Annotated in this window: 25 protein-coding genes and 1 pseudogene; 5 read left to right on the top strand and 21 right to left on the bottom strand. The window is 56.4% G+C overall.

Annotation, left to right across the window (positions count from 1 at the left end; translation table 11 throughout):
• Window positions 1-41: 41 nt before the first annotated feature.
• From DV709_RS10930 to DV709_RS10875, 15 genes are all read right to left on the bottom strand, one after another.
• A complete protein-coding gene (locus tag DV709_RS10930) occupies window positions 42-1,013 on the bottom strand; it encodes an aldo/keto reductase (RefSeq protein WP_117594473.1) in 972 nt (323 codons plus the stop codon).
• A gap of 181 nt (window positions 1,014-1,194) precedes the next feature.
• Window positions 1,195-1,587: a winged helix-turn-helix domain-containing protein gene (locus DV709_RS10925; protein WP_117594472.1), complete on the bottom strand. Its 393-nt coding sequence runs from the start codon at window positions 1,585-1,587 to the stop codon at window positions 1,195-1,197.
• 168 nt (window positions 1,588-1,755) lie between these two features.
• Window positions 1,756-2,208, bottom strand: coding sequence for a phage NrS-1 polymerase family protein (locus DV709_RS18410; RefSeq protein ID WP_394338694.1), 453 nt, complete (start codon window positions 2,206-2,208; stop codon window positions 1,756-1,758).
• Between the two features lie 440 nt (window positions 2,209-2,648).
• The gene (locus DV709_RS10920; protein WP_198665705.1) at window positions 2,649-4,724 is read right to left on the bottom strand and encodes a VirB4 family type IV secretion system protein; all 2,076 of its coding nucleotides are present in this window, start codon (window positions 4,722-4,724) and stop codon (window positions 2,649-2,651) included.
• On the bottom strand, window positions 4,721-5,734 hold the full coding sequence (locus DV709_RS10915; protein WP_117594471.1) for a hypothetical protein: 1,014 nt from the start codon (window positions 5,732-5,734) through the stop codon (window positions 4,721-4,723). The genes DV709_RS10920 and DV709_RS10915 overlap by 4 nt, the downstream gene beginning before the upstream one ends.
• On the bottom strand, window positions 5,731-7,086 hold the full coding sequence (locus tag DV709_RS10910) for a hypothetical protein (protein WP_157972715.1): 1,356 nt from the start codon (window positions 7,084-7,086) through the stop codon (window positions 5,731-5,733). Before DV709_RS10910 ends, DV709_RS10915 begins: the two co-directional genes overlap by 4 nt.
• Window positions 7,079-7,642 (bottom strand): hypothetical protein, encoded by a 564-nt coding sequence (locus DV709_RS17745; protein WP_157972714.1) that lies wholly within the window; start codon window positions 7,640-7,642, stop codon window positions 7,079-7,081. Before DV709_RS17745 ends, DV709_RS10910 begins: the two co-directional genes overlap by 8 nt.
• 284 nt (window positions 7,643-7,926) lie before the next feature.
• Window positions 7,927-9,561, bottom strand: a complete 1,635-nt coding sequence (locus tag DV709_RS10905; RefSeq protein ID WP_117594469.1) for a hypothetical protein — start codon at window positions 9,559-9,561, stop codon at window positions 7,927-7,929.
• Window positions 9,562-9,635: 74 nt separating this feature from the next.
• Entirely contained in the window at window positions 9,636-9,881 is a 246-nt protein-coding gene (locus tag DV709_RS10900) for a hypothetical protein (protein ID WP_174786362.1), read from the bottom strand.
• A gap of 305 nt (window positions 9,882-10,186) precedes the next feature.
• On the bottom strand, window positions 10,187-11,365 hold the full coding sequence (locus tag DV709_RS17740) for a transcriptional regulator FilR1 domain-containing protein (RefSeq protein ID WP_157972713.1): 1,179 nt from the start codon (window positions 11,363-11,365) through the stop codon (window positions 10,187-10,189).
• Between the two features lie 71 nt (window positions 11,366-11,436).
• A complete protein-coding gene (locus tag DV709_RS10895; protein WP_117595288.1) occupies window positions 11,437-12,594 on the bottom strand; it encodes a hypothetical protein in 1,158 nt (385 codons plus the stop codon).
• A gap of 164 nt (window positions 12,595-12,758) precedes the next feature.
• On the bottom strand, window positions 12,759-13,193 hold the full coding sequence (locus tag DV709_RS18405) for a hypothetical protein (RefSeq protein ID WP_117594468.1): 435 nt from the start codon (window positions 13,191-13,193) through the stop codon (window positions 12,759-12,761).
• A gap of 8 nt (window positions 13,194-13,201) precedes the next feature.
• Window positions 13,202-13,735, bottom strand: a complete 534-nt coding sequence (locus DV709_RS10885; RefSeq protein WP_117594467.1) for a DUF7342 family protein — start codon at window positions 13,733-13,735, stop codon at window positions 13,202-13,204.
• A 149-nt stretch (window positions 13,736-13,884) separates the two neighbouring features.
• Window positions 13,885-14,859 (bottom strand): transcription initiation factor IIB, encoded by a 975-nt coding sequence (locus tag DV709_RS10880; protein WP_117594466.1) that lies wholly within the window; start codon window positions 14,857-14,859, stop codon window positions 13,885-13,887.
• A 106-nt stretch (window positions 14,860-14,965) separates the two neighbouring features.
• Window positions 14,966-15,385, bottom strand: a complete 420-nt coding sequence (locus tag DV709_RS10875; RefSeq protein ID WP_117594465.1) for an SWIM zinc finger family protein — start codon at window positions 15,383-15,385, stop codon at window positions 14,966-14,968.
• A gap of 111 nt (window positions 15,386-15,496) precedes the next feature.
• Between DV709_RS10875 and DV709_RS10870 the strand changes: the two genes are divergently transcribed.
• A complete protein-coding gene (locus tag DV709_RS10870; RefSeq protein WP_117594464.1) occupies window positions 15,497-17,137 on the top strand; it encodes an acyl-CoA synthetase in 1,641 nt (546 codons plus the stop codon).
• A gap of 178 nt (window positions 17,138-17,315) precedes the next feature.
• Window positions 17,316-18,698, top strand: a complete 1,383-nt coding sequence (locus DV709_RS10865) for an ATP-binding protein (RefSeq protein WP_117594463.1) — start codon at window positions 17,316-17,318, stop codon at window positions 18,696-18,698.
• 211 nt (window positions 18,699-18,909) lie between these two features.
• Here the strand turns inward: DV709_RS10865 and DV709_RS10860 are convergent, their stop codons facing one another.
• Window positions 18,910-19,326, bottom strand: a complete 417-nt coding sequence (locus tag DV709_RS10860) for a DUF1428 domain-containing protein (RefSeq protein ID WP_117594462.1) — start codon at window positions 19,324-19,326, stop codon at window positions 18,910-18,912.
• 69 nt (window positions 19,327-19,395) lie between these two features.
• Window positions 19,396-19,914, bottom strand: a complete 519-nt coding sequence (locus tag DV709_RS10855; RefSeq protein WP_198665704.1) for a monooxygenase family protein — start codon at window positions 19,912-19,914, stop codon at window positions 19,396-19,398.
• 335 nt (window positions 19,915-20,249) lie between these two features.
• On the opposite strand from DV709_RS10855, the gene DV709_RS10850 reads away from it, so the two are divergent.
• Window positions 20,250-21,461, top strand: a complete 1,212-nt coding sequence (locus DV709_RS10850) for an RNA-guided endonuclease InsQ/TnpB family protein (protein ID WP_198665703.1) — start codon at window positions 20,250-20,252, stop codon at window positions 21,459-21,461.
• Here the strand turns inward: DV709_RS10850 and DV709_RS10845 are convergent.
• The 4 genes and pseudogenes from DV709_RS10845 to DV709_RS10830 all read right to left on the bottom strand — a co-directional run bounded on the left by DV709_RS10845 (window position 21,458) and on the right by DV709_RS10830 (window position 24,187).
• Window positions 21,458-21,743, bottom strand: a pseudogene (locus tag DV709_RS10845) (hypothetical protein). The gene DV709_RS10850 and the pseudogene DV709_RS10845 overlap by 4 nt on opposite strands.
• Window positions 21,744-21,974, bottom strand: coding sequence for an AbrB/MazE/SpoVT family DNA-binding domain-containing protein (locus DV709_RS10840; protein WP_117594461.1), 231 nt, complete (start codon window positions 21,972-21,974; stop codon window positions 21,744-21,746). It abuts the pseudogene before it with no gap.
• Between the two features lie 425 nt (window positions 21,975-22,399).
• Window positions 22,400-22,831 carry a hypothetical protein gene (locus tag DV709_RS10835; RefSeq protein WP_198665702.1) on the bottom strand — a complete coding sequence of 144 codons (432 nt, stop codon included), beginning with the start codon at window positions 22,829-22,831 and terminating at the stop codon, window positions 22,400-22,402.
• A 462-nt stretch (window positions 22,832-23,293) separates the two neighbouring features.
• Window positions 23,294-24,187 (bottom strand): DNA-binding protein, encoded by an 894-nt coding sequence (locus DV709_RS10830; protein WP_117594460.1) that lies wholly within the window; start codon window positions 24,185-24,187, stop codon window positions 23,294-23,296.
• A gap of 444 nt (window positions 24,188-24,631) precedes the next feature.
• Here DV709_RS10830 and DV709_RS10825 point away from each other — a divergent pair, with 444 nt between their 5' ends.
• Together DV709_RS10825 and DV709_RS10820 are read left to right on the top strand one after the other, a co-directional pair.
• Window positions 24,632-24,868 carry an antitoxin VapB family protein gene (locus DV709_RS10825; RefSeq protein WP_117595284.1) on the top strand — a complete coding sequence of 79 codons (237 nt, stop codon included), beginning with the start codon at window positions 24,632-24,634 and terminating at the stop codon, window positions 24,866-24,868.
• A gap of 157 nt (window positions 24,869-25,025) precedes the next feature.
• Window positions 25,026-25,457, top strand: coding sequence for an ArsR family transcriptional regulator (locus tag DV709_RS10820; protein ID WP_117594459.1), 432 nt, complete (start codon window positions 25,026-25,028; stop codon window positions 25,455-25,457).
• Window positions 25,458-25,493: the final 36 nt, after the last annotated feature.

Genomic DNA, 25,493 nt, shown 5'->3' with positions numbered 1-25,493 from the left:
TCACTTCAACAGAGCCGGTGCTCTGGGTGACCAAACCAGGTTCACTCGTGTCCTGACACCGGAATCGGCTCGTATGGCTCTTCGAGGTACTCAATGTCGGAATCCGACAGGGAGATGTCGAGCGCTTCCACAGCGTCTTCGAGATGTTCGATACTCGACGTTCCGACGATGGGCGTCGTCACCCATTCTTTGTGGAACTGCCATGCGAGCGCAATCTGTGCCATCTTCACGCCCTTTTCGTCGGCGAGTTCCTGCACACGCTGATTTATCTCGGGACCGCCGCCCTTGGTGTAGCCACGCCCGAGCGAGGACTCGTGTTCACCGCGCGTCGTCGCGTCGAACTCTCCGTAGGGACGTGTGAGAAAGCCCGCCGCCAGCGGACTCCACGGCATCACCGCGATGTCCTCTTTCTCACAGAGCGGCAGCATCTCTCGCTCCTCCTCTCGATAAGCGAGGTTGTAGAGGTTCTGCATCGAGACGAACCGCTCTAGACCGAGACTATTGGACGTATGGAGGGCCTCGGCGAACTGGTGTGCCCACATCGACGACGCACCGATGTGGCGCACCTTCCCGCGACGAACCGCGTCGTCCAGTGCGCGAAGCGTCGTCTCGATGGGCGTGTCGTAATCGAAGCGATGAATCTGGTAGAGGTCAACCGTATCCATGTCCAATCGGTTGAGCGAATTTTCCAATTCCTGCTCGATACTCTTCCGTGAGAGGCCGCCGGAGTTGGGGTCGTCCTCGTCCATCTGCCCATAGACTTTGGTTGCGACGACGAACTCGTCGCGGTCGTACTCCGAGAGCACTTCGCCAAGAATCTCTTCGCTCTCGCCGTAAGAGTAGACGTTCGCTGTGTCGAAGAAGTTGATTCCGAGGTCGATAGCTCGTTCGATGAGTTCGCGGCTCTCTTCTCTGTCGAGTGTCCACTCATCCCAGTTCGTTCCGAAACTCATGCAGCCGAGACAGATCTTGCTCACCGTTGTTCCGGTCCGACCAAAGGTGGTGTACTCCATGCCGAGACGATACAGAGAAGCCGCAAAAAGATACGGTAGGAACGTCTGCCCTGCCGGAACACGGTCCCGCTCTCGATTCTTCCCAATTACCGGTGGAAAGACACGCCAAGTGTTCGAGTTTGACCGATACCACCGAAGTTCTCAGGAAGTGCCGAAAGTCACCCGATTCTGTGAAATCTGACTACGAGTAGGCGTCGTTGAACTCACGTTCTCGACGCATCAGCTCCTCGACACCGTGCTCGAGGATTCCACATCCCATTGCTGTCGGCCGGTAGTACGTGTAGAAGCCTTGGCTGTCGGCGGTTCGGCGTTGGCGTTTGTCGACGAGACCAACGTCAACCAACTCGTCGAGGTGGTAGTGGAAATTGTGGGGTTCAACGCCAACTGCAGACTTGAGTTTAGCAGCGCTCAGTTCGTTGTTGGCGACGAGCGTTCGCAGGATGCGAAACCGCGTTGGGTGGCCGATCGCCTGTTGCATTGCGAGGTACTCTTCGAGCGTCAACCCGCTCTCTTCGGGAAGCGGTGGCTCTGGTTGACGAACCTCGTCTGTAGGGCGACGGTCGGTTTCGGCCATGAATTGCCTCGATTGGGAGTTGTTTTGCTACGTACTTAGTTATTCTCTAGTAGAATCTTCACAAGAATGAGAATAATTATGGATGAAATTCAAACAGATGGTCTGAATTTGGAGACGAATCCCGGAGATTGTCCCTCAAGCGTTCACTACAGAATCAACGGAACGGAGTCAACTGGAATATCCGTCGGTAACACGAGTACACGCCCGCTCAACAGTCATCTCACCATAGGTCGCACCGTCAGCGTAGTGAACCTCATCCCACTTCTCACGAACCAATCCAGACTGTCGAAACAGCCGATCGACTTGTGAGGAATCACCACCCGCCCAAAACGCAAGCAAACAGCAGAGCGCCATATCAGCCTCGGAGTGGCTGTCGTATCCACTGATATCGCCGTTCCAAAGTCGAGAGAACTTCTCACTGTTTGCCGCTGATTGGGCACGTTGGAGTATCTCTTCATCATCCAATTTCGAGGTGAACGACAGCTCACGGGATTGTGTGGTAGGTCGTCTCCCCGAGCGAGTCGACCCTGAGTCGGCAACGAAGTCAGAGTGAACGCTTCGAATCGCACGCGAACGCTCACGGATCTGTTCGGGCGTTGTGAGCACATGATTGCCAGTCATCGTGAAGAATCGGCCGTCGTCGTACATCTCGACCATCCCGCGTCGACGTGCGCCACTGGGGAGGGTCCCCCGAGCGATGATATGTACTCCCGTTCCTGATGGCGAGACTTCAGTATACGACCGAAGACGTCTGACAATCTCGACGGCCTCTCTATTCAACGTCACCGCATCAGGGTCACGACAGTCATCGAGGTCGACACCGACATACGGGTCGTCACTGGTGAAGACGAAGCCGATGCCCGAGATCCCATTCTGGGTCGCACGAGCCAACGCTTCCTCAAAGGTTCCCCACGTAGCCGCATCGGCAGTCGAAGCGTACGTCCCACTCGTAGGGTTGAGCGGAACCTTCGTCTGCTTGCCGTCTCGCTCTATAGATCCCCAGCAGACCCACTGCGGGCGATGGCGAAGTTCGATCGGGAGCGCGTTCGGATTCAGAGACCTCACCTCAATGTCTCTCCTGGTCGGTGGAGTTTCCCCTCGCCGCCATACTGAGAGACAGAGTAGGGCTGGCCATTCCTTTCGGTCTCCGTCTGGAGGTCTTGTGCGGGAGTCGCCGATGAATCTCGTAAATCTCTCTGTGAGACTCCATTCGCGATGACGTCTGCCTCGAACGGACTCGCTCGAACTCGAAGCGGGAACCAGCCTTCCTCATCGATATTGAGGAGTGCTTCTGAGTAGCCGTCCTCGTCGTTACCGGCCTTTGCCGTCTGCACCCAATTCACCTCACGTTCGCTCAATCCGAACCACTCGGCAAGCGTCTCAGCTTCTTCTTGGACGCGATGGATGAGCGTCATCGAACAGAGATTCGCAATCGTCCGCGCCTCCGGTGTGAGAGCGAACTCCCCGCCCGTCTGTGTGATGAACTGTAACGAGAGGTCGTAGTGTCGACTGTGTCTGACTGCCGTCTCTAAGAACTCAAGCGAGGTCGTATCGTTCATCAGATAGTGGGCTTCGTCAATCGCAAATACGACGCGTTTCTCAGTGCCTTTCGCACGCTCGTAGACGGCGTTGAACAACACCTGCATCATCAGACTCGTCTCTGTCCGCCCGCGCGTCCCCTCCTCTTGGTGGAGGTCAAGGTAGACAACGTGTGAATCGAGGTCGAACTCCGTTGGTTTCGCGAGATTGGCGAGGTCACCGCCTTCGTGAAACGACGGCCGAAGGTCCTTCAACAGCGACTGCGCGTCGTCAGCGACGCTTCGCTGTTCGCCCGTGGTTGCATAGCCAAACGCGGTCGGGTCCTCAAGCAAATCTTCGAGAACGGCAATGACGTCTCGGACGGTGGGTGACTCACGGCTGTGCGTCTTTGGGTCGCGGGTGATTCCGTTGCGTTCGTAGGCCTCCTGAATCGCCCGTCGAAGCGTCTGCTTTCGGTCACCGAGCGGATGGGTCGCAACGTGGGTAAAGAACGTCTCGAAGAACGCCAGCACCCACGAGATTTGCTCTGACCACGGGTCGAGGTCGGGAACGTCTGCGAGAACATGTTCAGGCGTCGCCTTGAGTTCGAGTGGGTTGAATCCACGCGTCCCCCCGACTGTCACACGCTCGCCACCGAGTGCAGCGTTCACGCCTGCAAAGCCCTGGAGTGGATCGAGCATGATGAGAATCGTCTCGGGGTCATACATCGCTCGACGAACGAGCTGCAGTTTCGTCGAGAAGGATTTCCCCGCACCGAGTTTCCCGATGACCATCGTACAGTAGCCCGTTTCACGATTGAATCGGTCCAAGATGAGCGGGCTCTCGTTGAGTGCGTAGGTCCCGTACTCGATTCCGGGTTCGGCAAACGCGCCTGCAACGAAGGGAAACATCGCACCGACCGCCCCGCCCAACATGGGAGTCTTCGTTTGCATCGACTCGTTCAGTCGGTCGACGCTAACTGGACTCGTGGCGACGAGTGAGTCGAGTTGCGCCCATCGAGGTGCAATCGGCGTGAGATTCGCAGGCGAGCGTCGTGCTGTGTTCGCGACTGCATCCGAATCAATTTCTTCGGGCGTCGGTCCACGGACCGAGAGATACATCGACGTATCGAATGCCTTCATCGACGTATTCCGCAAGACGTCGTACATCTCGCGGTAATCTTCGAGGTCTTTTTGGATGCCGCGAGCGCCCGCCCGTCGCTTTTCTTCGAGATATTCGTAGTCGGCTTCGAGGTCTTCGAGGCGATTCTCCAGCGAGTCGAGTGTCCGGTGTGTATCCCGTGGCGTGAGATGAATCGAGATATCTGTCGTTCGCGTCTCTGGACTCGAATACAGCGTCTCGAACAATCCATCAGCGGGTGCATCAGGATACTCGCCAATCCAGAGCGTCCGTGCCCACTGTTCACCCGTTCGAACTGCATTCGGTGTCCGCTCGATATTGGATGGCGTGATAATCGTCTGATGGCTGTCTGAGGCGGTCGTGAGACGGCTGTATTCTGGCTCGTAGTCGACAGCGACAGCTTCAGACTCACCATGCTCGCCAGGGTCTTCGGCATCATCTTCAGCGCGACGCCAAAACCGCAGTCGCTTCCAGTTCATTTTCGACCTCCGACGAGTGGTCGCGTCCGCAAGACGCGAGTGATATCCTGATAGTCGCGTTGTTCGCCTGCCCAGAACTCACAGATGAGTTGCGTCGCCTCCTCGGCATCGACACGGTAAGCACGACAGCCGTCTATCCCACGGAGTCCGCCTTCGATTCGTCGCAGTCGTTCGTCCAGTGCATCGAACATCGCCTCACGTTGTGCTTCGATTCGGGGGGCCAATCGCGCTCGGACGAATAGACCCAGAAGAGGCACGGCTGCGAGTTTCTCTGTGAGACTCTCACGCTCGAAGCGAACTTCGGCGGGTGTCACAGAGACGACGACGTAGTGGTCGCGAATCGTCATCCGCCGCTCGTCGAGATCTGCTGCGTACCACGAGGTGTAGTGTTCGATGAGTGCGGCAAGCTTTGGATTCTCTTTCACGTCCGGATCGGTGAGCCTGGATTCGTACTGGGCGAGATACTCGTCTGTGGGAAACGGCTGCGTCGTCGAATAGAGTTGAATCGGGAATTCGACGACAGTGTTGCAGAAGTCTTCGAACGCTCTCGCTTTCGTTGCCCATTCAGCATCCGTCGCCAACGCCATCGTCGGTGGCGTGACGTGGACAAGCCCAAACAAAGCCCCATCAGTTCGCTCGATAGCGCCTCGGTCGGGATGGACACGCTCGATTTGCGTGTATTGTTTGGCGTCTTCGTGGGTGAGTTCTTTCGAACCTCGGTGAAATCCAATGAACGTCGCGAACCAATCGAGACTTGTCGTGTACGTTGGCGTGAGGTAGACGAACAATGCCCCGAGGGCAATCGCACCTCCTGCGACGGGAAGGGTGAATGTCTGTAATCGGTAGCCTGCAATCGCCGTCGACGGTGAGAGCACGACCTGCGTGAACAAGATGACGAGCACCCCCGGGAATAACGCGACTGCGAGGTCCGTCAGCGTGTACGTGCCGAATAATTTTGCGTCAGTACCGAGCGATTTTGGAATGCGTTTGGTTGGGTCGTTCTGGTTCATGGTTTCTCGTCTGGTCTGTCATCGGGACGTCTCTGCTTTCGATTCTCAGCCTCGCTCGATTCAGGTGAGCGAGAAGATGTCCGCCGCTTCGACTTGCGCCGGTTCTCGAATCGTCCACCTCGACCGTCTCCGGATGGAGAGTCAGAGCGACTGGTTCGTTTCGACCGCGTGGGAGACGCTTCGGAATTCCTGTCGCTGGCTCCGCTAAGGCGTCTACGAAGTTGTGACCCTGATGCGCTGAGCCGCGATCCGGTCGCGTGGGCGCGCGAGTGACCAGAGTTGAGCATGGTCTGGCCGTCTGCTCGTATCGCAGGTCGACCGCGTGCACCGCGCATGAAGTTCTGTCCGCCCTGTGCGCCGCCTCGCCCCGTCTGAATGGTTTGGTTCACGCGCGTTCGAGCGCGCTGCGTCGAGACGCGTTGTGCCATCCTGTCGGTCATGAAGAACAGCGCACCGGCCTGCCAGAAGAGCACGAATGGCGAGACAACCGCGACGATGGGGATGACGAGTGCGGTGAGCCACGCACCGATACCACCCATCGAGAGCTCGAAGCTCGAACCCATGATCTCACCAATGCGGAACAACAGCGCGACTGGAACGGTCATGAAGAGAAACGGCACGTAGAATCCTGCCAGTCGCTTCATGAAGCCAGAGACGAGCGAAAACGGCCCGACACCCGGAATCCAGAACGCGATGAGAATCGGCATGAACAAAGTAAAGAGGTAGAGAGTAACGTGTCGGATGAAGTAAATTAGAGCGATAAGTACGAATAGGACAAAATCCGTCGATAGGGTAACAACAAGTCCGAGAACTCCCATCGCGCTGAATGACAGTGTCTGAAAAAGTGACACATTAGAGAGGTCTGGGATAAGATAGACCGACAAGTTCTGGATTAGCTGCCGAGAAATGGCGTCAATCCACCACCAAGAGAGAATCCCCAAGAGTCCAGTGAATGCCCGCTTCTTGAGCTTCGAGCGGTGATAACCGCTGAATAGATTGCTCGTTGTCTCAAAGAAGATGACCAGACCAATAGAGAGTCCCCAAAGAAACAATGAGAGTGGAATAATCGCATTCCAGTAGTAGTCATAGAGACCAGGCCAAGGACCGTTAGTGGGTTCGTCAAAGACTGCATCAGGTGCAGGTGTATCAACAACAGTTTCTACGAGGTTACCCGCATGCTCTTCGATAATCCCCTCAATTGGGGCAAATAGAGTTTTGAGAGCTTCTTGGATAGCGGCCACAATTACGTCACCGAGCGCGCCACCGCCATTTTCCCCTGATTGCGCTGCAACGGGGTCCACGACCAAAATGAGAAGCCCAACCAAGAGTGCACATTTCGTCCGGTTATGCATCATCGGCCTCCTTCCCGATCATCTCAATCGAGATCTCGTTACAGCTATTCCGGAAATTTGCGCTCAAGAGTTCCCCAGAGTGGGATGCCCGAACCAACTGTTTGGTATTGCTATTTCTGGCTGCCTGTACGACAACAACGGTTTCTGAGGACCAACCATCACAGGACTTGGAATTCGGGATGACAAATGGGGGAACAGACCCCATATACTCCTGGGACTCATTCGGATGGAGAATTACCTCGGCTTCAGTCTTCGGTAGAGCTAGATTAGCGGTCGGAAGACTCGGTGAAGCATCTATAGTGGTAGCTAAGTCGTACGGAGCATTCTCATAGACAATATTGAATACCCAGGTTGGGCCAGTTCCTCTGTTCACAACTGTCGTAACCACATTCCCTCGGTTTCCTGGCGTTGGTCGACCAGACAAATACTGTCTCACGTCAACGATTTTGAGCTGTGGCGTGAGGTCTAAGGACATCGAAGTAGTGTCGCTGTCAGGAGTAACCGCGACTAACCTGTATTGCCCTGGATTGTAGTGCTTCTCGGTGGTGATATCCAACAGTTCGATCCTCGCTCTTGTGGCCCCCGTCGCAACACCTGTTTGTGCGAACAGACTCCCGTCTGGCCCAATCAGATTGAGTCTCGTGACCGTATGGTCATCTTGCAATCGAACAACCAAATACGGACCCTCAAAGGAGATGTCACGAAAGACCGAATCCTCAGGTACGCTCGTAGGCGTCGCCCCATCTGCGGTGTCGCTATCTTGGGTACACCCAGCAAGGGCAGTAATACCGAGAACGCCTGCTTTGAGCAGTGTTCGACGAGACACACAGTGGGCCTGCATCACAACCGCCTCCAGGGAGGCCACACATGCCAGCCCGTGATTCGGTCGATGAAGAACACACCCAGCAAGAAGAGCGACACCGATACCGCGACTTCATAAAGCACTGAGAGCATCGACTGCATCGGCCCCCGGACGTACACTACATCAGAGTCACCCACATACCCAGGCACCGACCGCCACCAGTGACCCGGTTCGTACCGCGCAGAAACGCCGCCTGCCGAGTGTGAGAGCGTCGTCGTCACTGTTCCGTTGTTACTCGTGTTCACACGCTGGTCTTCTAGAACGACGTAGCCCTCTCGACTGAGCGTGTTAATCGGCTCGCCCGTCTGTGCATCTCGAAGACGCACACGAACGGTAACGGAATCCTCAGTCGTGTTCAGGACCTCCAGCGTGAGTTCGCTTTCATTGATTGGGACTGTCGCAAAAGACGATTCGCTCGCATCGACTTCGACACCGCGGACGAGGCCGTACGCCGTCACTGACGTGAGATTATGCTCTGTGGTCGTTGTTCGAGTCGCAATTCCGTAGCTTGCGGTATACGGTTCGTCGATAGTGTCCAACAGGACCGTCTTGGGTACGGTCGGTGGCTGTGTCTCTATACCGTAGGTTTCCAGAATCGTCACTGTCCGACGTGGAGAGGGTGTTGGACCGGTCTCGATTGGAAAGGCGTTCACTTGCAACGGATGCAGCGAAGAATGTTCGACCGTCTGACCCTCATCCGTGCTCGTGACGAGTGTATCCCACTCTGGGTCTCGTGCGGAGTAAAAGCGCCACACACCACGGACGTCACCATTTGGCAGCGAATAGCCAAGCCACGGCTGATTTTTGTAGACGACGAGACCCAAATCGCCGTTTGGATACACCGCTCGATAGCCCGAGATAGTGAGGTCGTATGCGACCACATCGATACTGTCACGGACGACCTGCGTCTCCGTCCGGCGTTCACGCTGAATGTCCCATTCGAGACAGGCCCCTCGTGCATCGCGAGCAGTACAGACAGACACGCGTCTTTCTACTGTGACTGCGATTTCTGCGACGAGTGTGAGTGAGTGGGGTTCGTCTGTCTGACTAGCTAGCGAGTAGGGTAGCTCAGGCGTGTGAGTCCCGGATGTCGTAGATTCAACTTCGCCATTGACGAGCAGTCGTGTCTCGACGATTTCATGGTCGACTACCTCCCAGTTCGTCCGTCGATCACCATGTGTCGTGTTCGCTGGCACAGCCACGCGATAATCAACGGTTCCAAGGAGCGTTCCATTCGAGGCGACGTACAGCGGTTGGTCAGACGGTGATAGTCGCGCCCGCGTTGAGGGCTGGACTGCAAATATCTCGGTGTATGCGTCTTTGACGAAGCGTCCATTACTGAGCGTCGCATTCGGTGGATAGATCGACTGAGTTGCGTCGGTCTGTGGGAAGTCCTGTAAGTCCCCACGATTCCACTGCTCGACCGCTTCAGGTGGCGTGTCAAGTGGGATGTCCGTTCCCGCAGCGAGTGTACACAGTTCTGCTGACGACTCGTTCGAGAGATCTTCGAAAGCACTGACGTTCGAGACATCCTCATCACCTGCCCACAGCGTACAGTAGGTCGTCTCGTTGAGTCCGTGGTCGGATTTGTTGGATGGATGGGCAACTGACATCGACGGAGTCGTCGCCAACGTGAGTGCAAATACAGCCAGTGTGAAGACGAGGATGCTTCCAAGCGGCGTAGGTCTTAGAACGCGCAACTTGCGCCTCCAGAGACGACTTCGGTGAGAAGGAAGCCGATGATCGCCGTTCCGAGCGGGGCGACGATGACTCCCCAGATGACGGCTTGGTTGCGAGCTTCTTTGAGTTCTTGCTTGAAGTCAGCCCGCCGTACAGTCGGAAGCGCGACCGTCGTACCGAGTGCGATTACGCCACCGACGAGTGGCCCACCAAACTGGATGAGGGTAAAGAGATTCTTGATTGTTTGTGCCATGTCCGTATCGCAGAAGGCAGCTCCCGTCTCCTGTGCGAGGACAGGTTGTGACCCGATTAGTACGACAAGCGCGAAAGCGCTCACCGTACGGGCAACGGAAATCGAGACGTGATTTTGGAGAACGGAGGCGCTGTACCTTCGTAGACCTTCGAATCGATGTCCGGTCACGGACAACGGGTGTTCACCACTGCAGATACTGTTGGAGAGAGATCTACCAAACATCATACCCAAATTCGAAACGACGGGTCGATGTACTCACCTGTCGCAACGCAGTGGTAGCCGCTGGAAAAGCCGTTATAAGACACTCATCCTTTTGACCGTTCTTTCCCTCCGCCTTTTGTGTCGGGTATTTTACTGTGGTTGAGTAGATTGGATATGAGATACCGAAGCGGTGGGACGGACACCTCTCGGTACCTCTGGTAGTGCGCCTCTGCCCACGCGATCAAGTCCGCATCACTCCCAATGATCATCTCCGATTGAAGTCCATCTCCAAAATCTACGGAATCTCTTGGGTTGGATGGCGCGACTACAACAGTATCGCCGTTGATAATATCGAGTTCGACGGGAAATTCGTCGACTTCGGGAACGACGAGTAGACGTACGTTGGTAGCACGGATAGCGCGATGCACGATATCTCGATACCGATCTTTCTTCGGGCGGGTATAGAGCACAGGTCCCGTTATGAGTAGCTCGTAGGGGACGCCGGATTTGATGACTGGATAGAAAATGGCTGCACGTTGAGCCGAGCTACACGAACGAAGACTCCGAATGTCGTCGACACCGGCAGCCACGACCTTTTGAAGCGCAACCATCGTCCGATCAGGGGCAACTGGTTCATCGATAATTTGCTCGGCTGTTGTGAGCGACTCAAGTGGGAAATCGGCGATTCGGTCGTCACAACAGCAAAAGAAGATTGTATGTCGACGAGCGATGCGGACGCCGCTCATCAGTGAGTCGTACGTAGCGAGCACGTCTCTCCCAGCGGTTGTGAGGGTATACTGACCAGTTGAACGATCTCGCGTGACTAACCCATGGTCGAGAAACCCAGCGATTGTCCGATGTACCGTCGACCGTGACGGATTCGCAGACCCACGGGCGAGGTCAGCTTTTCTTGCAGGATTCGTTCGAAGTCGTCTGAGCAGTGTCGGCCGTAGAATCGACCGCAAAAGATACGAGAGACCCGAATCAGAATCGCCAAATTCGTCAGCAGTAGTTGCCGCGTCGATGTGATGCAGTACGACCGCCCCGAACCCCGTTACTTCGTATCCATCATAGTCGGTACCGTCGTTCGAGATGAAGTGCCATTCACGAACTGGGTCAAGTAATCGGTAAATCGTGGTTCGGTCGACATCGAACTCGTCTGCGAGTGTCTCAAAACTTGCCGGCTCTTCGCTGAGTCGAGTAAGAACCACGTACGGGATAACATCCCCTATCGATTGCGCACCAGCCAGATGTGCCAGTATGTCGTGGTCGGACACAGCCATCGTGAGAGTCGCAGGGAGACTCCGACGAATAAGTCCTTTTGCTGACGACAAGATGGTTTACGCCGAAAACATTACTCAGAGACAGATACGAATCGATCGCGTAACAGCGCTTCTCGGTGCTCGAACTGTTCAGCCTTTTCACGCACATCTTGTCCAACGCGTCCGATTTGAGCGAGCGCGACTTGGCTCTCCAATCCGGTTTGGCCGTTTTGATCGGTGTCGGCCTCAGCCTGCTGTTTGAATGTCTGCTCTACGGTGTCTATGGTCGCCTCAGGATTGAACAGAATATCGTTGGCCGTGCGGACGTACCGGTCAAGCGACGCACCCTCTTTCCCGCTGAAAAAGTGCGTCAAGGCATAGGTCGTTCCCGAATGTAGCGTCCACATATCGATGTCGAGTGGGTCAGCGGCTTCACTTCGTGCATCGCTGGCTGCGTGCTTGGCCAAGTACTCCGGTAAGTCTAGCAGTTCGTAGAACTCCACCACGTCGAACGGCATCGCGGTGAAATCAACGGTGATCTCGGTCGCATCTTCGATGAACGCGAGAAGATCGTTCGCGACGAATCCGAGTTGTTCCATGATGATCACCCACCACGCGTAGAAGTCACCAACCTCGCCGACGTGTTTGACCGTCTTGCGGTCAGTCAGTCGGCGAATCGAATTCGCACAGTAGTTGTCGCGGGCAAAGCCCTCGACGTACACCGCGTGGCCGCCGAAATAATCGTAGCCCGACGTGACGCCCATCGTAATCGGGTCGTTTCGCCCAGGGAGTTCGACGGAGAGGCCGTCGAACAGAATATCCATGTGGACTTCGCCGCCTCCACGGTACTGTCGTATCTCACCGAAGACGACGTCGGCTAGCGGGTGTTCGCCAAGAGTCTGTTCTCGAAGTACATCCGTCAGTGGGGCGTACACGTCGGTCGGATTGATGACTGAGTAGCTGTCCGTTGGAATGTAAAAGAGCGGGTCAGACGGTGTCTCATCACTGGCTTGCGAAGCCAGTCGAGTTGGTTCGACAATCGCGTTGTGTCGCTCCGTCTGAACCCACTCGTCGGTGTATGGGTTCTTGTACGCAACGTCGCTAGTAATCGCTCGTGGGAGATTTCGAATCGCCTCAGCGAATGAGACCGGGTTGTCGATTGTCGTCTCTCGCGCATACCACGCAGGAAGCTCAAAATCTGTTCGGCCGTCGACACCTGCGAAGACAGTTGTTGTTTCTGGGGTTCTCATTTCGATTTCCACGGGCACTCGAATTGATGCGCCCGCACCCGTTGCGGGCGCGTAAAAACTCTCTCAGATTTCAGTCGCTCATTTGGCTCTGTTGGAACCCTCAATCACTGAGAGATTAGTGAGACAACCGTTCGCGACCTGGTTTCACCTTTGGGAGACCGTCCTCACTTGTCCCACAGGGACGCTATTCGGTCTTCGATTTCGTCGAGGACGAGTCGAAGCACGTCGCGATAGTCGGTCGGCCATGAAGCGTCGTTGCCAGGGGTAGGGGCAGCTGGTGGGGGATGGAAATGGTCACGTGTATTGTGGGGATTTGGATGGCGATCCCACCGACACTCCCAGGCGCGGTTAGGATGCACTTCTCGATAGTGAATTTTGAAGCCATCATTCGTATACCAGCGAACGGTCAAAGTCGCCTCCTCGACGAGTTCGGGATAGTACGATGATGCGAGTGTGACCTGGAGTTCGAGGTGGCCATTTGTATCCGTGATCGTTGCCTGTGCGACCTGAGCCGTCGCTTGGAGACGTGTCTGAAGAAATTCGAGTATTGGGCGGTCGATAGGCGCGGGGCTACGTCCGTCTCCTGTGGGCGGTGCCATCGATGTGGCTACCCAGATGCCTGCTCGGTCCCGCCACTGGTGCGTTGCTGGCGTGCACGTTCATAGCGTGTGCGCTCCTCGCGAGCGGTCGCCCAGTCGCCGAGGTCGCTATAGACGTCGTCGATAGTCCGGCCGTCGCGTGCCTCTGCAGCGTCGACGGCGTCGACAGCCGCTGGCGTCGTGGCATCGTACGAATCTTCGTACTCGTCGATACGCGAGGTTAGCTCTCGGACACGCTCTTGAAGTTCCTCGATAGAGTGGGTGACTGCGAGTTGATTGACTTGCCGCCACTCGAAGTAGGCGTCGTTGCGCTCGTAGGTGACTGGATGACCATCGTGGCGTGTGACGACGCCTAGTTCGCTAAACCAGCCCAAGTACTTCCGAGCGGTCTTTGGGTCACAATCTGCTCGTTTGGCGATGGCGCTCGCTGCGGTCGGCTCGCGAGTCTGGAGGATAGTCCCGTAGACACGTTGCTCAACATCGTCACCGCGAAACGCGTCGTCGAAGGACGGAGGCTCATCTGGAGACTCGCTATTGGACATACTCATTCTTGCACAGCTACGGATATAATTCTTGCTTCAGGGATATTATTCCCGGATAGTGCGAAAGAGCAAACTCGGTGGGTAGTAGCCTGTTAACCAACAAAAGCGAAGCCTCTTCAATTGGTCTTGGTTAAAATACTCACTGAGAATTAGAATTTTGATTCAGGTGTGCTCTCGGTGTTTGGGTTACAGTTGCCACGCTCCTCCCTGAGCTCACAGTAACGTTCTCGTACTGTCGTAGTCGCTACGCCAGTTAACCGAGCGATCTGTGTCTGCGTACAATCAGTGCCGAATTCACGACAGGCGAGATACAGACACCCCGCAGCAACGCCTGATGGATTGCGTCCGTTGGTGAACCCTCGCTCTTCGGCTATTCTCGCGAGTCCCAAAGCTCGATACCGAACCTCGTCTGAGACCTCACACTCAGACGCGAATCGAAGAATCAAATCTCGAATGTCGACTGCTGGAATCTGTAACCCAAGTTCGGCGTTCAATACCCGATACCCCAACCGGACCTTCTGTCGGGTACACAGTGCGACCTCAGCCACCTCACTGATTGTCCGAAGCGACCCTCGGCATCGACACGCCGCATACACACTCCCTGCGGTCATCGTCTCGATCGAACGTCCGCGAATGAGGTTTTCTTTCTGGGCAGCACGATAGATGGTACACGCCTCCTCACAGACCGTTCGTGGCAACTCGAGTGCAGCGGTTATTCGGGTGATTTCGCCACAGGCGTGAGCGAGATTCTGTTCTGCTTTCGTTCGCCAGCGTGCTCGGCCGTGTTGGTGACGGAGTCGAGAGATGTGTCGACGCTTCCGCCCAGAGAGGATATTGCCCTTTCCGTCCTTCCCAAATCCAATCTCAGAAGAGAGCCCCCGGTCGTGACGCGCAGGCGTCAATGGTGCACCCGTCCGTTCAGAATTCGTTTCATCGTCGGAAAACGAGCGCCACTCGGGGCCGTGGTCGAGTCGATGTTCGTCGACGATGAGCCCACACTCGGTACAGCTACTCTCGCCACCTTCGGTCACAAGTGTACCCGAACACTCCGGACAGGTCGTCGCAGTCGTTGTTTTGCCACTCTCTTCGTCGAAGCCACTCTCGTAGATGTCTCTCAGCGACATAGTTCACTTTGAGGCGATTAGTTCCGAATCGCCCCGCACCCGTCAGGGGCAGATAAAATTCTCTTGAACTCTAAGTGAGAGTTCACCTCCTGTTGAGAGGTCAAGTTCACTCCTGTAAGGGAAGTCCGCGTCGTCCTGTACGAACACACTCCCAACACGGAAATCCATTGGAGAGGTGTTCGCAGTCGCACGATGACTCATCTGTCTCGTTCCTCGTAGATGCTCGAATAGAACCACCGTCGGCGAGAGTCTGCATCTCCACGGCTGCATCTACGACGACGCTACGGATTGCAACGGCAACTCGATGTTTGCACGCCCCGGGATATTTTTCGTCTGCAGGGCACTCACAGGCGATAGGAACGCCGTTTTCGATCTGGACTCGGTACTCGTGGTTCTCTGGGTCGGTATAACGCTCGTTGCGAACGAGGACGTCACCATCGAGAAGTGAGAAGCACAACGGTTCGTACTGTGCTCGATCGAGAACGCGACCAGACGGTGTCAATTTCGACAGTAGATGTTCGGTCATTGGGTTTCAGCGACGCGCTCGGAGTGAGCGCCCCGCACCCCTGAGGGGTGGATAAACTCTCTTTGGTTACCGCGTCGCGAACACTGAAGTCTGAGACCACTGAGTTATGGTATGACTTGGCAAATCATGCCACGGTTCGAGAGCTACGAACAGGCCCGACGGGAGTTCGAGTGGGCGCTTCCCGACCGCTACAACCCCGCGACGGACTTCCTCCGAAAGCACGACGACCCAGAGCGCGTCGCGCTTCGGTACGAGAACCCGGACGGCCCGTCGGCGAACCTCACGTTTCGTGACCTCGACGACCGCTCTGACCGCCTTGCCGCCGCCCTCGCAGCGCTAGGTATCGAGGCAGGCGACCGTGTCGGCGTCGTCGTCCCCCAGAAGCCCGAGAACCCGGTCACGCATCTCGCAAACTGGAAACTCGGGGCGGTGTCCGTCCCGTTGACCGTCCTCTTCGGTCGAGACGCGCTCGAATACCGACTCGTCGACAGCGAGGCCAAAGCGGTCGTCGTCGACCCCGCGGTCCGCGACGAAATCGACGCAATCAGTGATGCGTGTCCCGACCTCGAACACGTCGTCGAGCTCGGGTCGAACGTCGAGGGAGACGCACACGCCTTCGACGACCTCGTCGCATCCGAGAAGCCTGGCATCGACGTGTACGACTCGACGCCGGAGACGCCGAGCGCCATCATGTACACGAGCGGGAGCACCGGTCCGCCGAAGGGCGTCCTCCACAGTCACGCACTCTGGCTTGGACGCGCTGCGGCCGCCTACAACTACTTCGACCAGGGACTCCACGACGCGACGCTGTGGACGCCCGCCGACTGGGCGTGGGGCGCTGCGCTCGGTGGAACGCTGTTCGCAGCGCTGCACCACGGCTGTACTATCGTCGGGTGGCCGCGGGAGGATTTCGACCCCGAGGACGTGTTCGATTTCATGGCTCGCCACGGGGTCACGAAGGCGTTCATGCCGCCGACGGCGCTGCGGATGTTGATGTCCGTCGAGAACCCCACCGAGAAATACGACCTCGCTCTGGAGACGCTCGCGGCGGTCGGCGAACCGCTCACACCCGAGATTCTCGACTGGGTCGACGAGACGTTCGACGACGTGCCGGTGAACGAGTTCTACGGACAGACGGAGCTCAATCTCGTCGTCGGCAACAGCTCGAACTGGTTCGAGGCACAGCCCGGCAGCATGGGCAAGCCGCTTCCCGGCTACGACGTGGCCGTCGTCGACCAAGAAACCCGCGAGAGACTCCCGACGGGCGAACCCGGCGAGTTGGCCGTCCGTCCGGACGACGACCGCGTGTTCTTCGACGAATACTGGGGCTTACCCGAGAAAACGGCCAACAAGCGACTCGACGGTGACTGGTTCCTGACCGACGACATCGTCATGCAGGACGACGAGGGCTACCTGTGGTTCGTCTCGCGCGCCGACGACGTCATTCTCACGAGCGGCTATCGCGTCGGCCCGATGGAGGTCGAGAAGGCGATTCTCCGACATCCGAACGTCGAGCAAGCGGGCGTCGTCGGTATCCCCGACGAGACGCGAGGCGAAGCGATCCAGGCGTACGTCCAACCGACGAGCGACGCGTTCGACGAGGAGACGCTTCGAACGGAGATCGAGGACTTGGTTCGCGACCGACTCGCTGCGTACGAGTATCCCCGACACATCGAGTTCGTCGACGAGTTACCAACGACGTCGACGGGGAAGATTCGTCGACTCGACTTGCGCGAAGAATCTGAGAAGTAAACAGCATCGAATTGACCTCTTTTCACGCCCGAAGACGGGGTGTGCGTTCGATTCTGTATCACGCCCTGAGGCAGTTTACACACAACAAATACGGAACTCTGAATTAGGGTACTTTCAAATACCGTATTCTGAATTACCTTAGCAGTACGTTTTTGCTGTAGCACACAAATATCTCAGCATGGAGTTCGTCGACCGGAATGCAGAACTTAGCCGGCTCACCAAGCTATACAACTCTGATCAAGCAGAGTTAGCGGTGATTTATGGTCGTCGCCGATTAGGAAAGACGGCCCTCGTACGCCAATCTCTCACTGACTACGAGGACGCCATTCTGTTCCAAGCAAAACAGAAGACGAAGGAACTCCAGATTCGAGAGTTCATCGATACGGCCGAAGAGTCCTTCCCTGGTATCTCGCGTATCCGCGAAAACTGGGACTCATTGATTGGATATCTAGCAGACCAAGACGCCATCGTAGTGTTGGACGAATTCCCGTATCTCATCGAAGAAGAACCCAGCCTCCCCTCAGTCATTCAAGAACTGTATGACTATGGTGTGGACGAGTCCGCACTGACACTCGTGTTAGTCGGCTCGTCAATCAGCATGATGGAAGACGCAGCACTGTTAGGAAACAGTCCGCTGTATGGTCGATGCTCTGAAAAACTCGATATCACCGAGCTGCCGTTCAACGCGGCGATGAGCCTCTATCCCGACAGCTACAGCCCCAGCGAGCAAATTCTGCTGTGGGCTGTATTCGGAGGCACTCCCTATTACATCGAAGAAGCAGCCACGTACAACACCATTAGCGACGCAATCGAACAAACACTCCTTTCATCACATTCAGCTCTTCACAACGATCCCGACTATGTACTCCGGATGGAACTCAGCGAACCGACACGCTACTTCTCTATTCTAGAAGCCATCGCCGGTGGAAACACCTCTCTCAACGAAATCGCACAGGCAAGTGGAGTCGACTCAGATCAAATCTCTCGGTATATCGACCGCCTCAAGCGGCTTCGTCTTGTCGAACGAGAGGTCCCAATTACGGAGCGGCCTGAGAAGTCCCGGAGAGGCCAATACCGTATCGTAGATTCGATGTTCGAGTTCTGGTTCCGGTTCCTCTATGGAACGCCTATTCAGTACGACCAGCTTACGCCAGGTGCATATGACACAGTTGTGGAACCCAAGATGAACGACTTCGCTAGCGGGACGTTCGAGACGCTTGCCCAACATGCCCTTCGGGAGCTCTACCCCTCATATACTATCACTCGAACCGGACGATGGTGGTACCAAAACCATGAGATCGACGTCGTCGGGATCACTAACAGCGATGTATTGCTCGTCGGAGAGTGCAAGTTCCAGAATTCGCCGGTCGGGTACGATGTATTGAGTACGCTCGAAAGTCACGAATCAGAGCTTCGTTGGAACCCAGAACAAGGTGGTGAGCGCAAATGTGAGTATGCTGTGTTCTCGAAAAGTGGGTTCACAAACTCGCTGAGAGAGATCGCTACCGAACGTGATGACGTCTCGTTATTCACTGCTGAAGATGTTGTGAACGCTCTTTAGGAAAGCCCGATGTTTGACACGGCGCGTGCGAGGCGTGGCCCCGGCCACGACCGCGCGCGAGGGGGCGTCCGAGCGAAGCGAGGACGACGACTGGGGAGGAAGCTGGCGTCCAGAAAAAGGCCCTGTTGGAACCCCCAGTTAGTGATCGAAGCATCGTACAGGATACAGAGCATACATCCATTGCTGTCGGCAAAGGGATCGACTCCGAGATCTACCCGCTCGTTTCGATTGGCTCTTCGTCCGACGCTTCCGCCTGGTGCTCGACGAGAGCCTCGAAGCCGCCATAGGCCATTCGGGCAACGTCGAACGGCATCTCGATCTCGTCTGCTCCCTCTATCGCCTCCATCTCCTCGTGCACCGCGGCGTTGACCTCGTCGCGGTGTTCTCGGGACTCGTAGACGACGAACGCAAATATCACCGTCTCGTTCTGGTCCGCAGCCACGAGGTCGGGGAACGTTGCTAACTCAACGTCCCCCATGTCCGGAGCGAGGTCGTCTCCGACACACTCGAAGTACTGAAGCGCGCCGTGATCGATCCAGCTCTTTCCCGCCTCCGCCGCCATTTCCCGGTACTCTTCGACCTTGTCACTCGGGACCGGCAGCACGTATCCATCGACGTATTGGCTCATGAACTGTTCACTGAGTTCTATTGGTCGCCTGAGGAGAAATCGTTTGCCGGCGATTCGAGGTTGTGGTGTCTAACTCTCGATGGGTTCCTCGGCTGACGTTGCTTTCCGGGCGCTCCCGTCGGGTGAGAGCCCGAGTCGTCGCTTGTGTTCGCGCATCGGAACCATCTTCGCGTACTTCCCAATTCCGATAGGCGGGACGTTGCGGAAGAACGTCTCGAACGAGTCGCCGTCGACGACGTAGAGTTCCGCCCAGAACCCAAGTCCTCCGTCCGGGTCGACTTTCTCGTTGTACCACTTCCAAGCTGAGACGTGAGGGCCGTTTTGCTCGGTCGCGAATCGCTGGAGGTCTTCGAGCGACCGCCAGTACTGCATGGCAGCCCCTTTCCGGAGCCCAAGGAAGATCGGTGTGTACCCGAGGAACCCGCTTTTGGGGTCCGCCTCCAGCTCCTTGAACATCCTCGCGACCTTCCAGTTCGCCAGTAGCCAGTGCGGGAGCGCGCTTAACTTGTTGAGCCGTATCCCGTTGATGTAGATCACGACGCCATCGTCCATCTCCGCAGCCATCCGCTCTCGGAATATCTCTGCCATTAGTACTCTACGCTACTGCAGAGCATAAACCAGACAGGTAGAGCGGAGTCACAAAGGCTGGAATAAGGAATGAATGTACGTGGCGCGTGCGAGGCGTGGCCCCGGCCACGACCGCGCGCGAGGGGCGTCCGAGCGAAGCGAGGACGACGGCTGGGGAGGAAACCGGCTCTCAGAAAACTGGAGGCTAAGTCGAATTTTCGAAACGGCTTCAATCGTCTTGCATCGTTTTTAAACTGGTAGCAAGGCGGATTCCCCGGGCCACCGTGCCCGGGGAGGAAGCCGACAATAGCCAGAATAAAACTATTAAATAGCCCAACTCCTTCTTTGAAGGTAGAGTGGACGACTACCTGAGACGTACAGCCATTACTCGAATCATCGTGAGCGACGAGCAAGCCGACTTACTCGAAGCCACGATTAGCGACTGGCAACATGGAGCCACCCACGCCTCCCAAATCGGTTGGAGAAAGAACGAGGACTCCAAATACGGCCTCCAACAACTCGCCTACGACGACGTACGCGAGGAAACGCGTCTCGGAAGTCAACACGCGATACTCGCCACTCACCAAGCCGCAAGCGCACTCACAGGCGTCAACGAACTCAAAGATAAAGGGCGGAACGTCTCTTGCCCAGAGTTCACGAGTCCGACCATCAAATACGATGCGAACACGCTGACGCTCTTTGACGACAACACAGTCTCGCTCTCCACCGTTGAGAGTCGGGTTCGATGCGAACTCGTCCTCCCAGAAGACGACGACGGCTACCAGTACCAGTTCCTGAACGATGACGAGTGGAGCGTCACAGAAAGCACGCTCACCGCTCGGGACGGTGAGTACTTCTTACACCTCGGGTTCCGAAAACCGAACCCGTTCGATGAAACCGGGTCCCCTGCCGAGGACAGAACAGTTCTCGGAGTTGACCTCGGAATCGAAAACCTCGCCGTCACCAGCACTGCACACTTCGCGTCAGGAAAGAAACTGGTTCACGACCACGACCAATTCGAGCAGGTTCGCGGTGGCCTCCAACAGACAGGCACTCAGTCGGCTCACCGAACCATCGTGGGGCGAGACGACCGCGAAGAACGCTACTCTCGGGACAAACTGCACCGAGTCTCAAACGCAATTATCGAAGAGGCCGTCGAACACGAATGTTCGCACATCGTGTTTGAGGACTTGTCGTACATCCGCGACCGGATGGCGAACGCGAAGAGGTTCCATCAGTGGGCACACCGAAAACTTATCCAGTTCGTGACGTACAAAGCCGAAGCACTCGGTATTCGCATTGAGTTCGTGGACGCAGCGTACACGAGTCAACGCTGTAGTGAGTGTGGTCACACGAGCCGTGGGAATCGACCTGTGCAAGCACACTTCGAGTGCGAGAAGTGTGAGAAGACGCTTCACGCGGATTATAATGCGGCGAAGAACATCGGGTGGCGGTTTGTCCGTCGTGGGCTAAACGACTCACGACGGACGGGCAACAGTCAACTTGCCCTGAAGTCAGGAACAGTGACGCCGAAGCGGGGATTCATCCCGTACTCCGTTGTGAGTTAGAGGCCGAGAACACTGACAAGCCCCGCGCCACCGTGCGCGGGGTTGTTGACATCGAGTCGTGGTGCAAAAGATTCGTACGTCTCATCACTCGATACGATGGTCGCCCCGTCAGATTCGACGAGGTGAAGTGCGTCAAAGGGCGTGAATCCATAATCCTCGACGTAAGTTACTGCAGTAACGACTGTGTCCACGTCACCACGGACGTCCAATCGTCTCTGCGGCGTCACCAAGCCAGTCTTCGTCCTTGATCAGCGCCAAGAGGAAATCAGTTTCTGCGTACATTTACCGTCCAGCCTGGTCTAAGGCTTCCTCACGCGCCTCTTCGCGAAGTTCTGTGGCACTCTTGTCGACGTCTGCAAACTCCGAACGGAGAGCGTCAAGCGGGTCATCTGCAATGGGGATTAACTTGACACCATCGGGGAGTTGGACGATATGGTAGTGCTCGCCGTATCGCTCCCGAACTTCTTTCGGGAGTGTGAGACGGCCACGCCCATCGAGTGTTGCCTCGGACATAGGTATCAGTTTGGTGGGTAGAAACAAGCATGTTCCCCATAAATCAACTTCTGCCCACGCGCCTATTCGGTTCTTCTGCAGTGGGCGATTGATGAGCACTCTTACGTGTGAGGGTGTCCGAGCGAAGCGAGGACGACGGCTGGGGAGGAAGCTGGCGTCCAGAAAAGGCTCTGTTGGAACCCCCAGTTAGTGATCGAAGTATCGTGCAAGATACAGAGGTTGTATCCACCTACACCTCTCAGCCTTGATTACACACGTGGACGGATAGTCTCAATCGCATTCATCCCCCAGTAAACGAGGAGCGCGATCACCCCGAAGGCCACCAAATAGAGCACGACGCGATATAGATACTCTAAGATGGTTACTTCCTGGCCGTAACCCACGTGCAATACGATCACTGTTTCCGAGAGCATGTGAGGTGATTGTCAGTCTGTCACCGGTAACGAGGCCTGTAAACCGCGGTACGCCAGCACGGCCCCGACGACGAAGATGACTGTCGCTAGGTAGATTGGCCCGAGATGCGTCACCCAGTCGTGGGCGAATGCATCCGCAGTGTAGTGCATCGGTAACGCGAGCGCCAAGCCGACGACGGCGGCGACGACGGCGGTCGCCCACGCCCACGTAAGCCGCTGGCGCACCCCGTACCACGACAGGGCTGTGACAGCGATCCCTGTCGAGATGATGAACGCTGCGGTGGCGACGTGCAGGTGGCTAATGTAGTACGCGACGGTCGGGTTCAAATCTGCAGGAGTCAGTCCATCGAGTTGACTGACCCCGAGCTCAAAGCCGCTCCCGACGAAATTCAAGGCGAGAAAGACGAGACCGTAGCCGATGAATGCAACCCCCGCGATTGCCATCAATACGGAACCTCGCCGGAGATTAGCTCCGTGTTCGATATGTTCGCTCAGTTCTGCGGTTGCTGTTTCTGCCATTTTGATCACCTATTCTTCAGCGGTTTCGATTCGGTGGACCGGTCACGATTCTGTACGATACGCAGTTTGCGTACTTGCCGTTGTTCCTGGCCTGACTCCGTATGAGAGCCTCCCCTTTGTTTTCGGACTGCCGACGAACCGACAGTCAGTAACTCCATTCCCACAGTCGTATCGGTGGGCTGGCATCAGGTTTTGTCACCTCCTCGAAAAGAGGTACGAGATGAGCCGTTAGATAGCTACTTATTGCCGTTTCGGCAGGCGGTGACGTCCGTGCAGACGGTGACATGGTAGTCACCTGATGAATATGCGCCCTGTATGCAGCACGACTTCCGAAACCGATCACCGATTGGGTTTTAACAGAGCCGAAAAAAGAATGGCCGAGCTGAGCTACTTACTCCACCATCGCTCACCTTCAGAGAATGAGATTGACGACCAGCCCGTCAGTGCAACCGAGCACCGACCCTGATACCAGTTTCGCGCTACGTTCCGCAACACCACCTGGTCGCCTTCTGCCATCATCGGCACGTTCGACTTCTCCCATACCGTGAACTTCGTTCGCCCGCTCTCGTCTTCGATGAGCCCAACCTGCTGAATCGCTCTGCTCCGTGGCTCCCACAACTGGGTTATCGTCCCAGAGATATTCACCTCGTGGCTTTGTACCTCCCCGAGTGCTTCGATTGGAACCACTCGACCGGGGTCGGTCCGAAACTCCTCGAATACCCCGATGACTGCGCTCATCAACTCACATCCGTCGACGACGCGCTCGGCTACTCGTCGACTGATCGCTGCCTGCGACCACCCCGGTAGCTTCCCTGCCAATCGCGCTGCTTCCCGGTTCACAGCACCCAATTCGTCACGCGATAGCTGCTCACGAGGATCTACCACATCCGGGTCCGCCCATAGGTCTACGCTCGCCGCTCGCTTACAGAACGCACGTCGACGTTCGACGCTTCCACGCACTGCCACCCGTCGCGTCCGCGCTTCCCGGTCCGACTCCTGTTGTCTGTCGAACCGCACTCTCGTCTGTCTGAGCTCCCACTCTCTCGCCTCGATCCGTTCTTCCTGTTCGAGCGTCAGTCCACGCCGCCGCGTCTCGTAGTGGTCGGTGTCGATTCTCGCCCGAATCTCCATCTCCACGGTCGCTCTGAGGTTCCGTTCGCGTTCTGCAACCTCGTCGACGACCTCGAAGCCGTCTTCGTCGAAAACGCCCGCATTCTCGAACTGACCATGTTCACCGCGCTGTCCCGCAACTTCATTACCGATTGCGTTCTTACTTGCCATTGGGATTCCATTCCCGAAGGCGTTTCACGACGCCCGACAACCGCGACTCCACTCGCGGTTTTCTACACGACCACACCGACTGTTTCTCGACAGAGACGTCTGCACGCGCCGCTTTGCGCCTTCGCTTCGCGCCCGGGGCGCGAAGCGGCGCGTGCCGAAAGAACCAGCCAACCAGCTACGCGCGCCGCCCCGCCCGCAGTGAGCGGCCAGCGGAGTTAGCGTGGCGGTCCGGCGCACCCACGGAGCGCACGGACCGACGGGCTAACCCGCTGGCGTCCAACTGGACGAGCGAACGGAGGGCGGAACAGGCGGCGAGCGGGGCGTGCCACGGCTGAGAGACAAGACCGGGGTTCTGAAACAGCCGAAAAGAAGCGATTGACGTGTCTCTTCGTCTCGAAACAGACCCCACATACAAATTCAGAAGCTGCATACATCCGTATGCAGATGTCCAAGAGCATTCGCCTGTCTGAGGAAGCCTACAATAGACTTGTAGCCCACAAAGAGGACGATGAATCGTTCTCGGATGTCGTGCTTCCTCTCGCTGTCGAGCGCTCTCTTTTCGAACTTGCTGGAGTTCTTTCGGACGAGCAGGCTGACGCCTTCGAAGACGCAATCGAAGAACGCCGCTTTCGCCGTCACGACGATCTCGAAGGAGTTGCAAAGGAAATACAAGAGTCCTGAAATGTTACTTGCTACGGCGTCAACTCTCTCTTACAATCAGTTTTTCTATAGTATATTCTCCTAACTTCAGTGCTAAAGACACATTCTCTCAGAATCGGTGAATGGAGAGTATGATGCAGCGATTAGCATTATGAGAGCCTCACCCCAAGATAGAGATATGAGACCGGAGACAGAGCCGGTACCTAAAGACGAAACCAACGTGGGTGATACAACGTCCGATACATGGCGTGCACTCCAGCGAGCAACTGACAAAAAGCGTGCAGACATAATCGCAGATATCGTCGGTCATCCAGTGGGCGCACCCAGCGTCGAAGAACTCGACTACATGAATCCGCCACTCAGCGACGACTCGATCCGTCGCCACCTCAACACCCTCGCAGACGTCGGTGTTATCCAGGTACGCGAGTTCGAGACCGGGAATCGTATCCGGGGGTACCCCTACCAGTTCTTCGAGCTCACTGCCGAAGCACGCGACCTGTTCGATCGCAATGGCCTCTTCCCAGAAGACGCATGGAAACGACAGTACGCCGCTGTCGAGAAGACGAGTCGAATCAAAGAGCTAGAATCGATGCCGCGCCCCGATAATTGACGAGGAGAGTGACGCTTTCTCCGTTCATTCTATAGA

This window comes from Haloprofundus halophilus (assembly GCF_003439925.1).
Classification (GTDB): domain Archaea; phylum Halobacteriota; class Halobacteria; order Halobacteriales; family Haloferacaceae; genus Haloprofundus; species Haloprofundus halophilus.
Note: the sequence above shows the minus strand (reverse complement) of the source record. Positions and strands in the feature narration are given on the sequence as shown.

Bases quoted from the DNA above. Each gene is read 5' to 3' on its own strand.
- DV709_RS10930 (WP_117594473.1), bottom strand. From the start codon at position 1,013: ATGGAGTACACCACCTTTGGTCGGACCGGAACAACGGTGAGCAAGATC.
- DV709_RS10925 (WP_117594472.1), bottom strand. From the start codon at position 1,587: ATGGCCGAAACCGACCGTCGCCCTACAGACGAGGTTCGTCAACCAGAG.
- DV709_RS18410 (WP_394338694.1), bottom strand. From the start codon at position 2,208: ATGACTGGCAATCATGTGCTCACAACGCCCGAACAGATCCGTGAGCGT.
- DV709_RS10920 (WP_198665705.1), bottom strand. From the start codon at position 4,724: ATGAACTGGAAGCGACTGCGGTTTTGGCGTCGCGCTGAAGATGATGCC.
- DV709_RS10915 (WP_117594471.1), bottom strand. From the start codon at position 5,734: ATGAACCAGAACGACCCAACCAAACGCATTCCAAAATCGCTCGGTACT.
- DV709_RS10910 (WP_157972715.1), bottom strand. From the start codon at position 7,086: ATGCATAACCGGACGAAATGTGCACTCTTGGTTGGGCTTCTCATTTTG.
- DV709_RS10905 (WP_117594469.1), bottom strand. From the start codon at position 9,561: ATGTCAGTTGCCCATCCATCCAACAAATCCGACCACGGACTCAACGAG.
- DV709_RS10900 (WP_174786362.1), bottom strand. From the start codon at position 9,881: ATGGCACAAACAATCAAGAATCTCTTTACCCTCATCCAGTTTGGTGGG.
- DV709_RS17740 (WP_157972713.1), bottom strand. From the start codon at position 11,365: ATGGCTGTGTCCGACCACGACATACTGGCACATCTGGCTGGTGCGCAA.
- DV709_RS10895 (WP_117595288.1), bottom strand. From the start codon at position 12,594: ATGAGAACCCCAGAAACAACAACTGTCTTCGCAGGTGTCGACGGCCGA.
- DV709_RS18405 (WP_117594468.1), bottom strand. From the start codon at position 13,193: ATGGCACCGCCCACAGGAGACGGACGTAGCCCCGCGCCTATCGACCGC.
- DV709_RS10885 (WP_117594467.1), bottom strand. From the start codon at position 13,735: ATGTCCAATAGCGAGTCTCCAGATGAGCCTCCGTCCTTCGACGACGCG.
- DV709_RS10880 (WP_117594466.1), bottom strand. From the start codon at position 14,859: ATGTCGCTGAGAGACATCTACGAGAGTGGCTTCGACGAAGAGAGTGGC.
- DV709_RS10875 (WP_117594465.1), bottom strand. From the start codon at position 15,385: ATGACCGAACATCTACTGTCGAAATTGACACCGTCTGGTCGCGTTCTC.
- DV709_RS10870 (WP_117594464.1), top strand. From the start codon at position 15,497: ATGACTTGGCAAATCATGCCACGGTTCGAGAGCTACGAACAGGCCCGA.
- DV709_RS10865 (WP_117594463.1), top strand. From the start codon at position 17,316: ATGGAGTTCGTCGACCGGAATGCAGAACTTAGCCGGCTCACCAAGCTA.
- DV709_RS10860 (WP_117594462.1), bottom strand. From the start codon at position 19,326: ATGAGCCAATACGTCGATGGATACGTGCTGCCGGTCCCGAGTGACAAG.
- DV709_RS10855 (WP_198665704.1), bottom strand. From the start codon at position 19,914: ATGGCAGAGATATTCCGAGAGCGGATGGCTGCGGAGATGGACGATGGC.
- DV709_RS10840 (WP_117594461.1), bottom strand. From the start codon at position 21,974: ATGTCCGAGGCAACACTCGATGGGCGTGGCCGTCTCACACTCCCGAAA.
- DV709_RS10835 (WP_198665702.1), bottom strand. From the start codon at position 22,831: ATGGCAATCGCGGGGGTTGCATTCATCGGCTACGGTCTCGTCTTTCTC.
- DV709_RS10830 (WP_117594460.1), bottom strand. From the start codon at position 24,187: ATGGCAAGTAAGAACGCAATCGGTAATGAAGTTGCGGGACAGCGCGGT.
- DV709_RS10825 (WP_117595284.1), top strand. From the start codon at position 24,632: ATGTCCAAGAGCATTCGCCTGTCTGAGGAAGCCTACAATAGACTTGTA.
- DV709_RS10820 (WP_117594459.1), top strand. From the start codon at position 25,026: ATGAGACCGGAGACAGAGCCGGTACCTAAAGACGAAACCAACGTGGGT.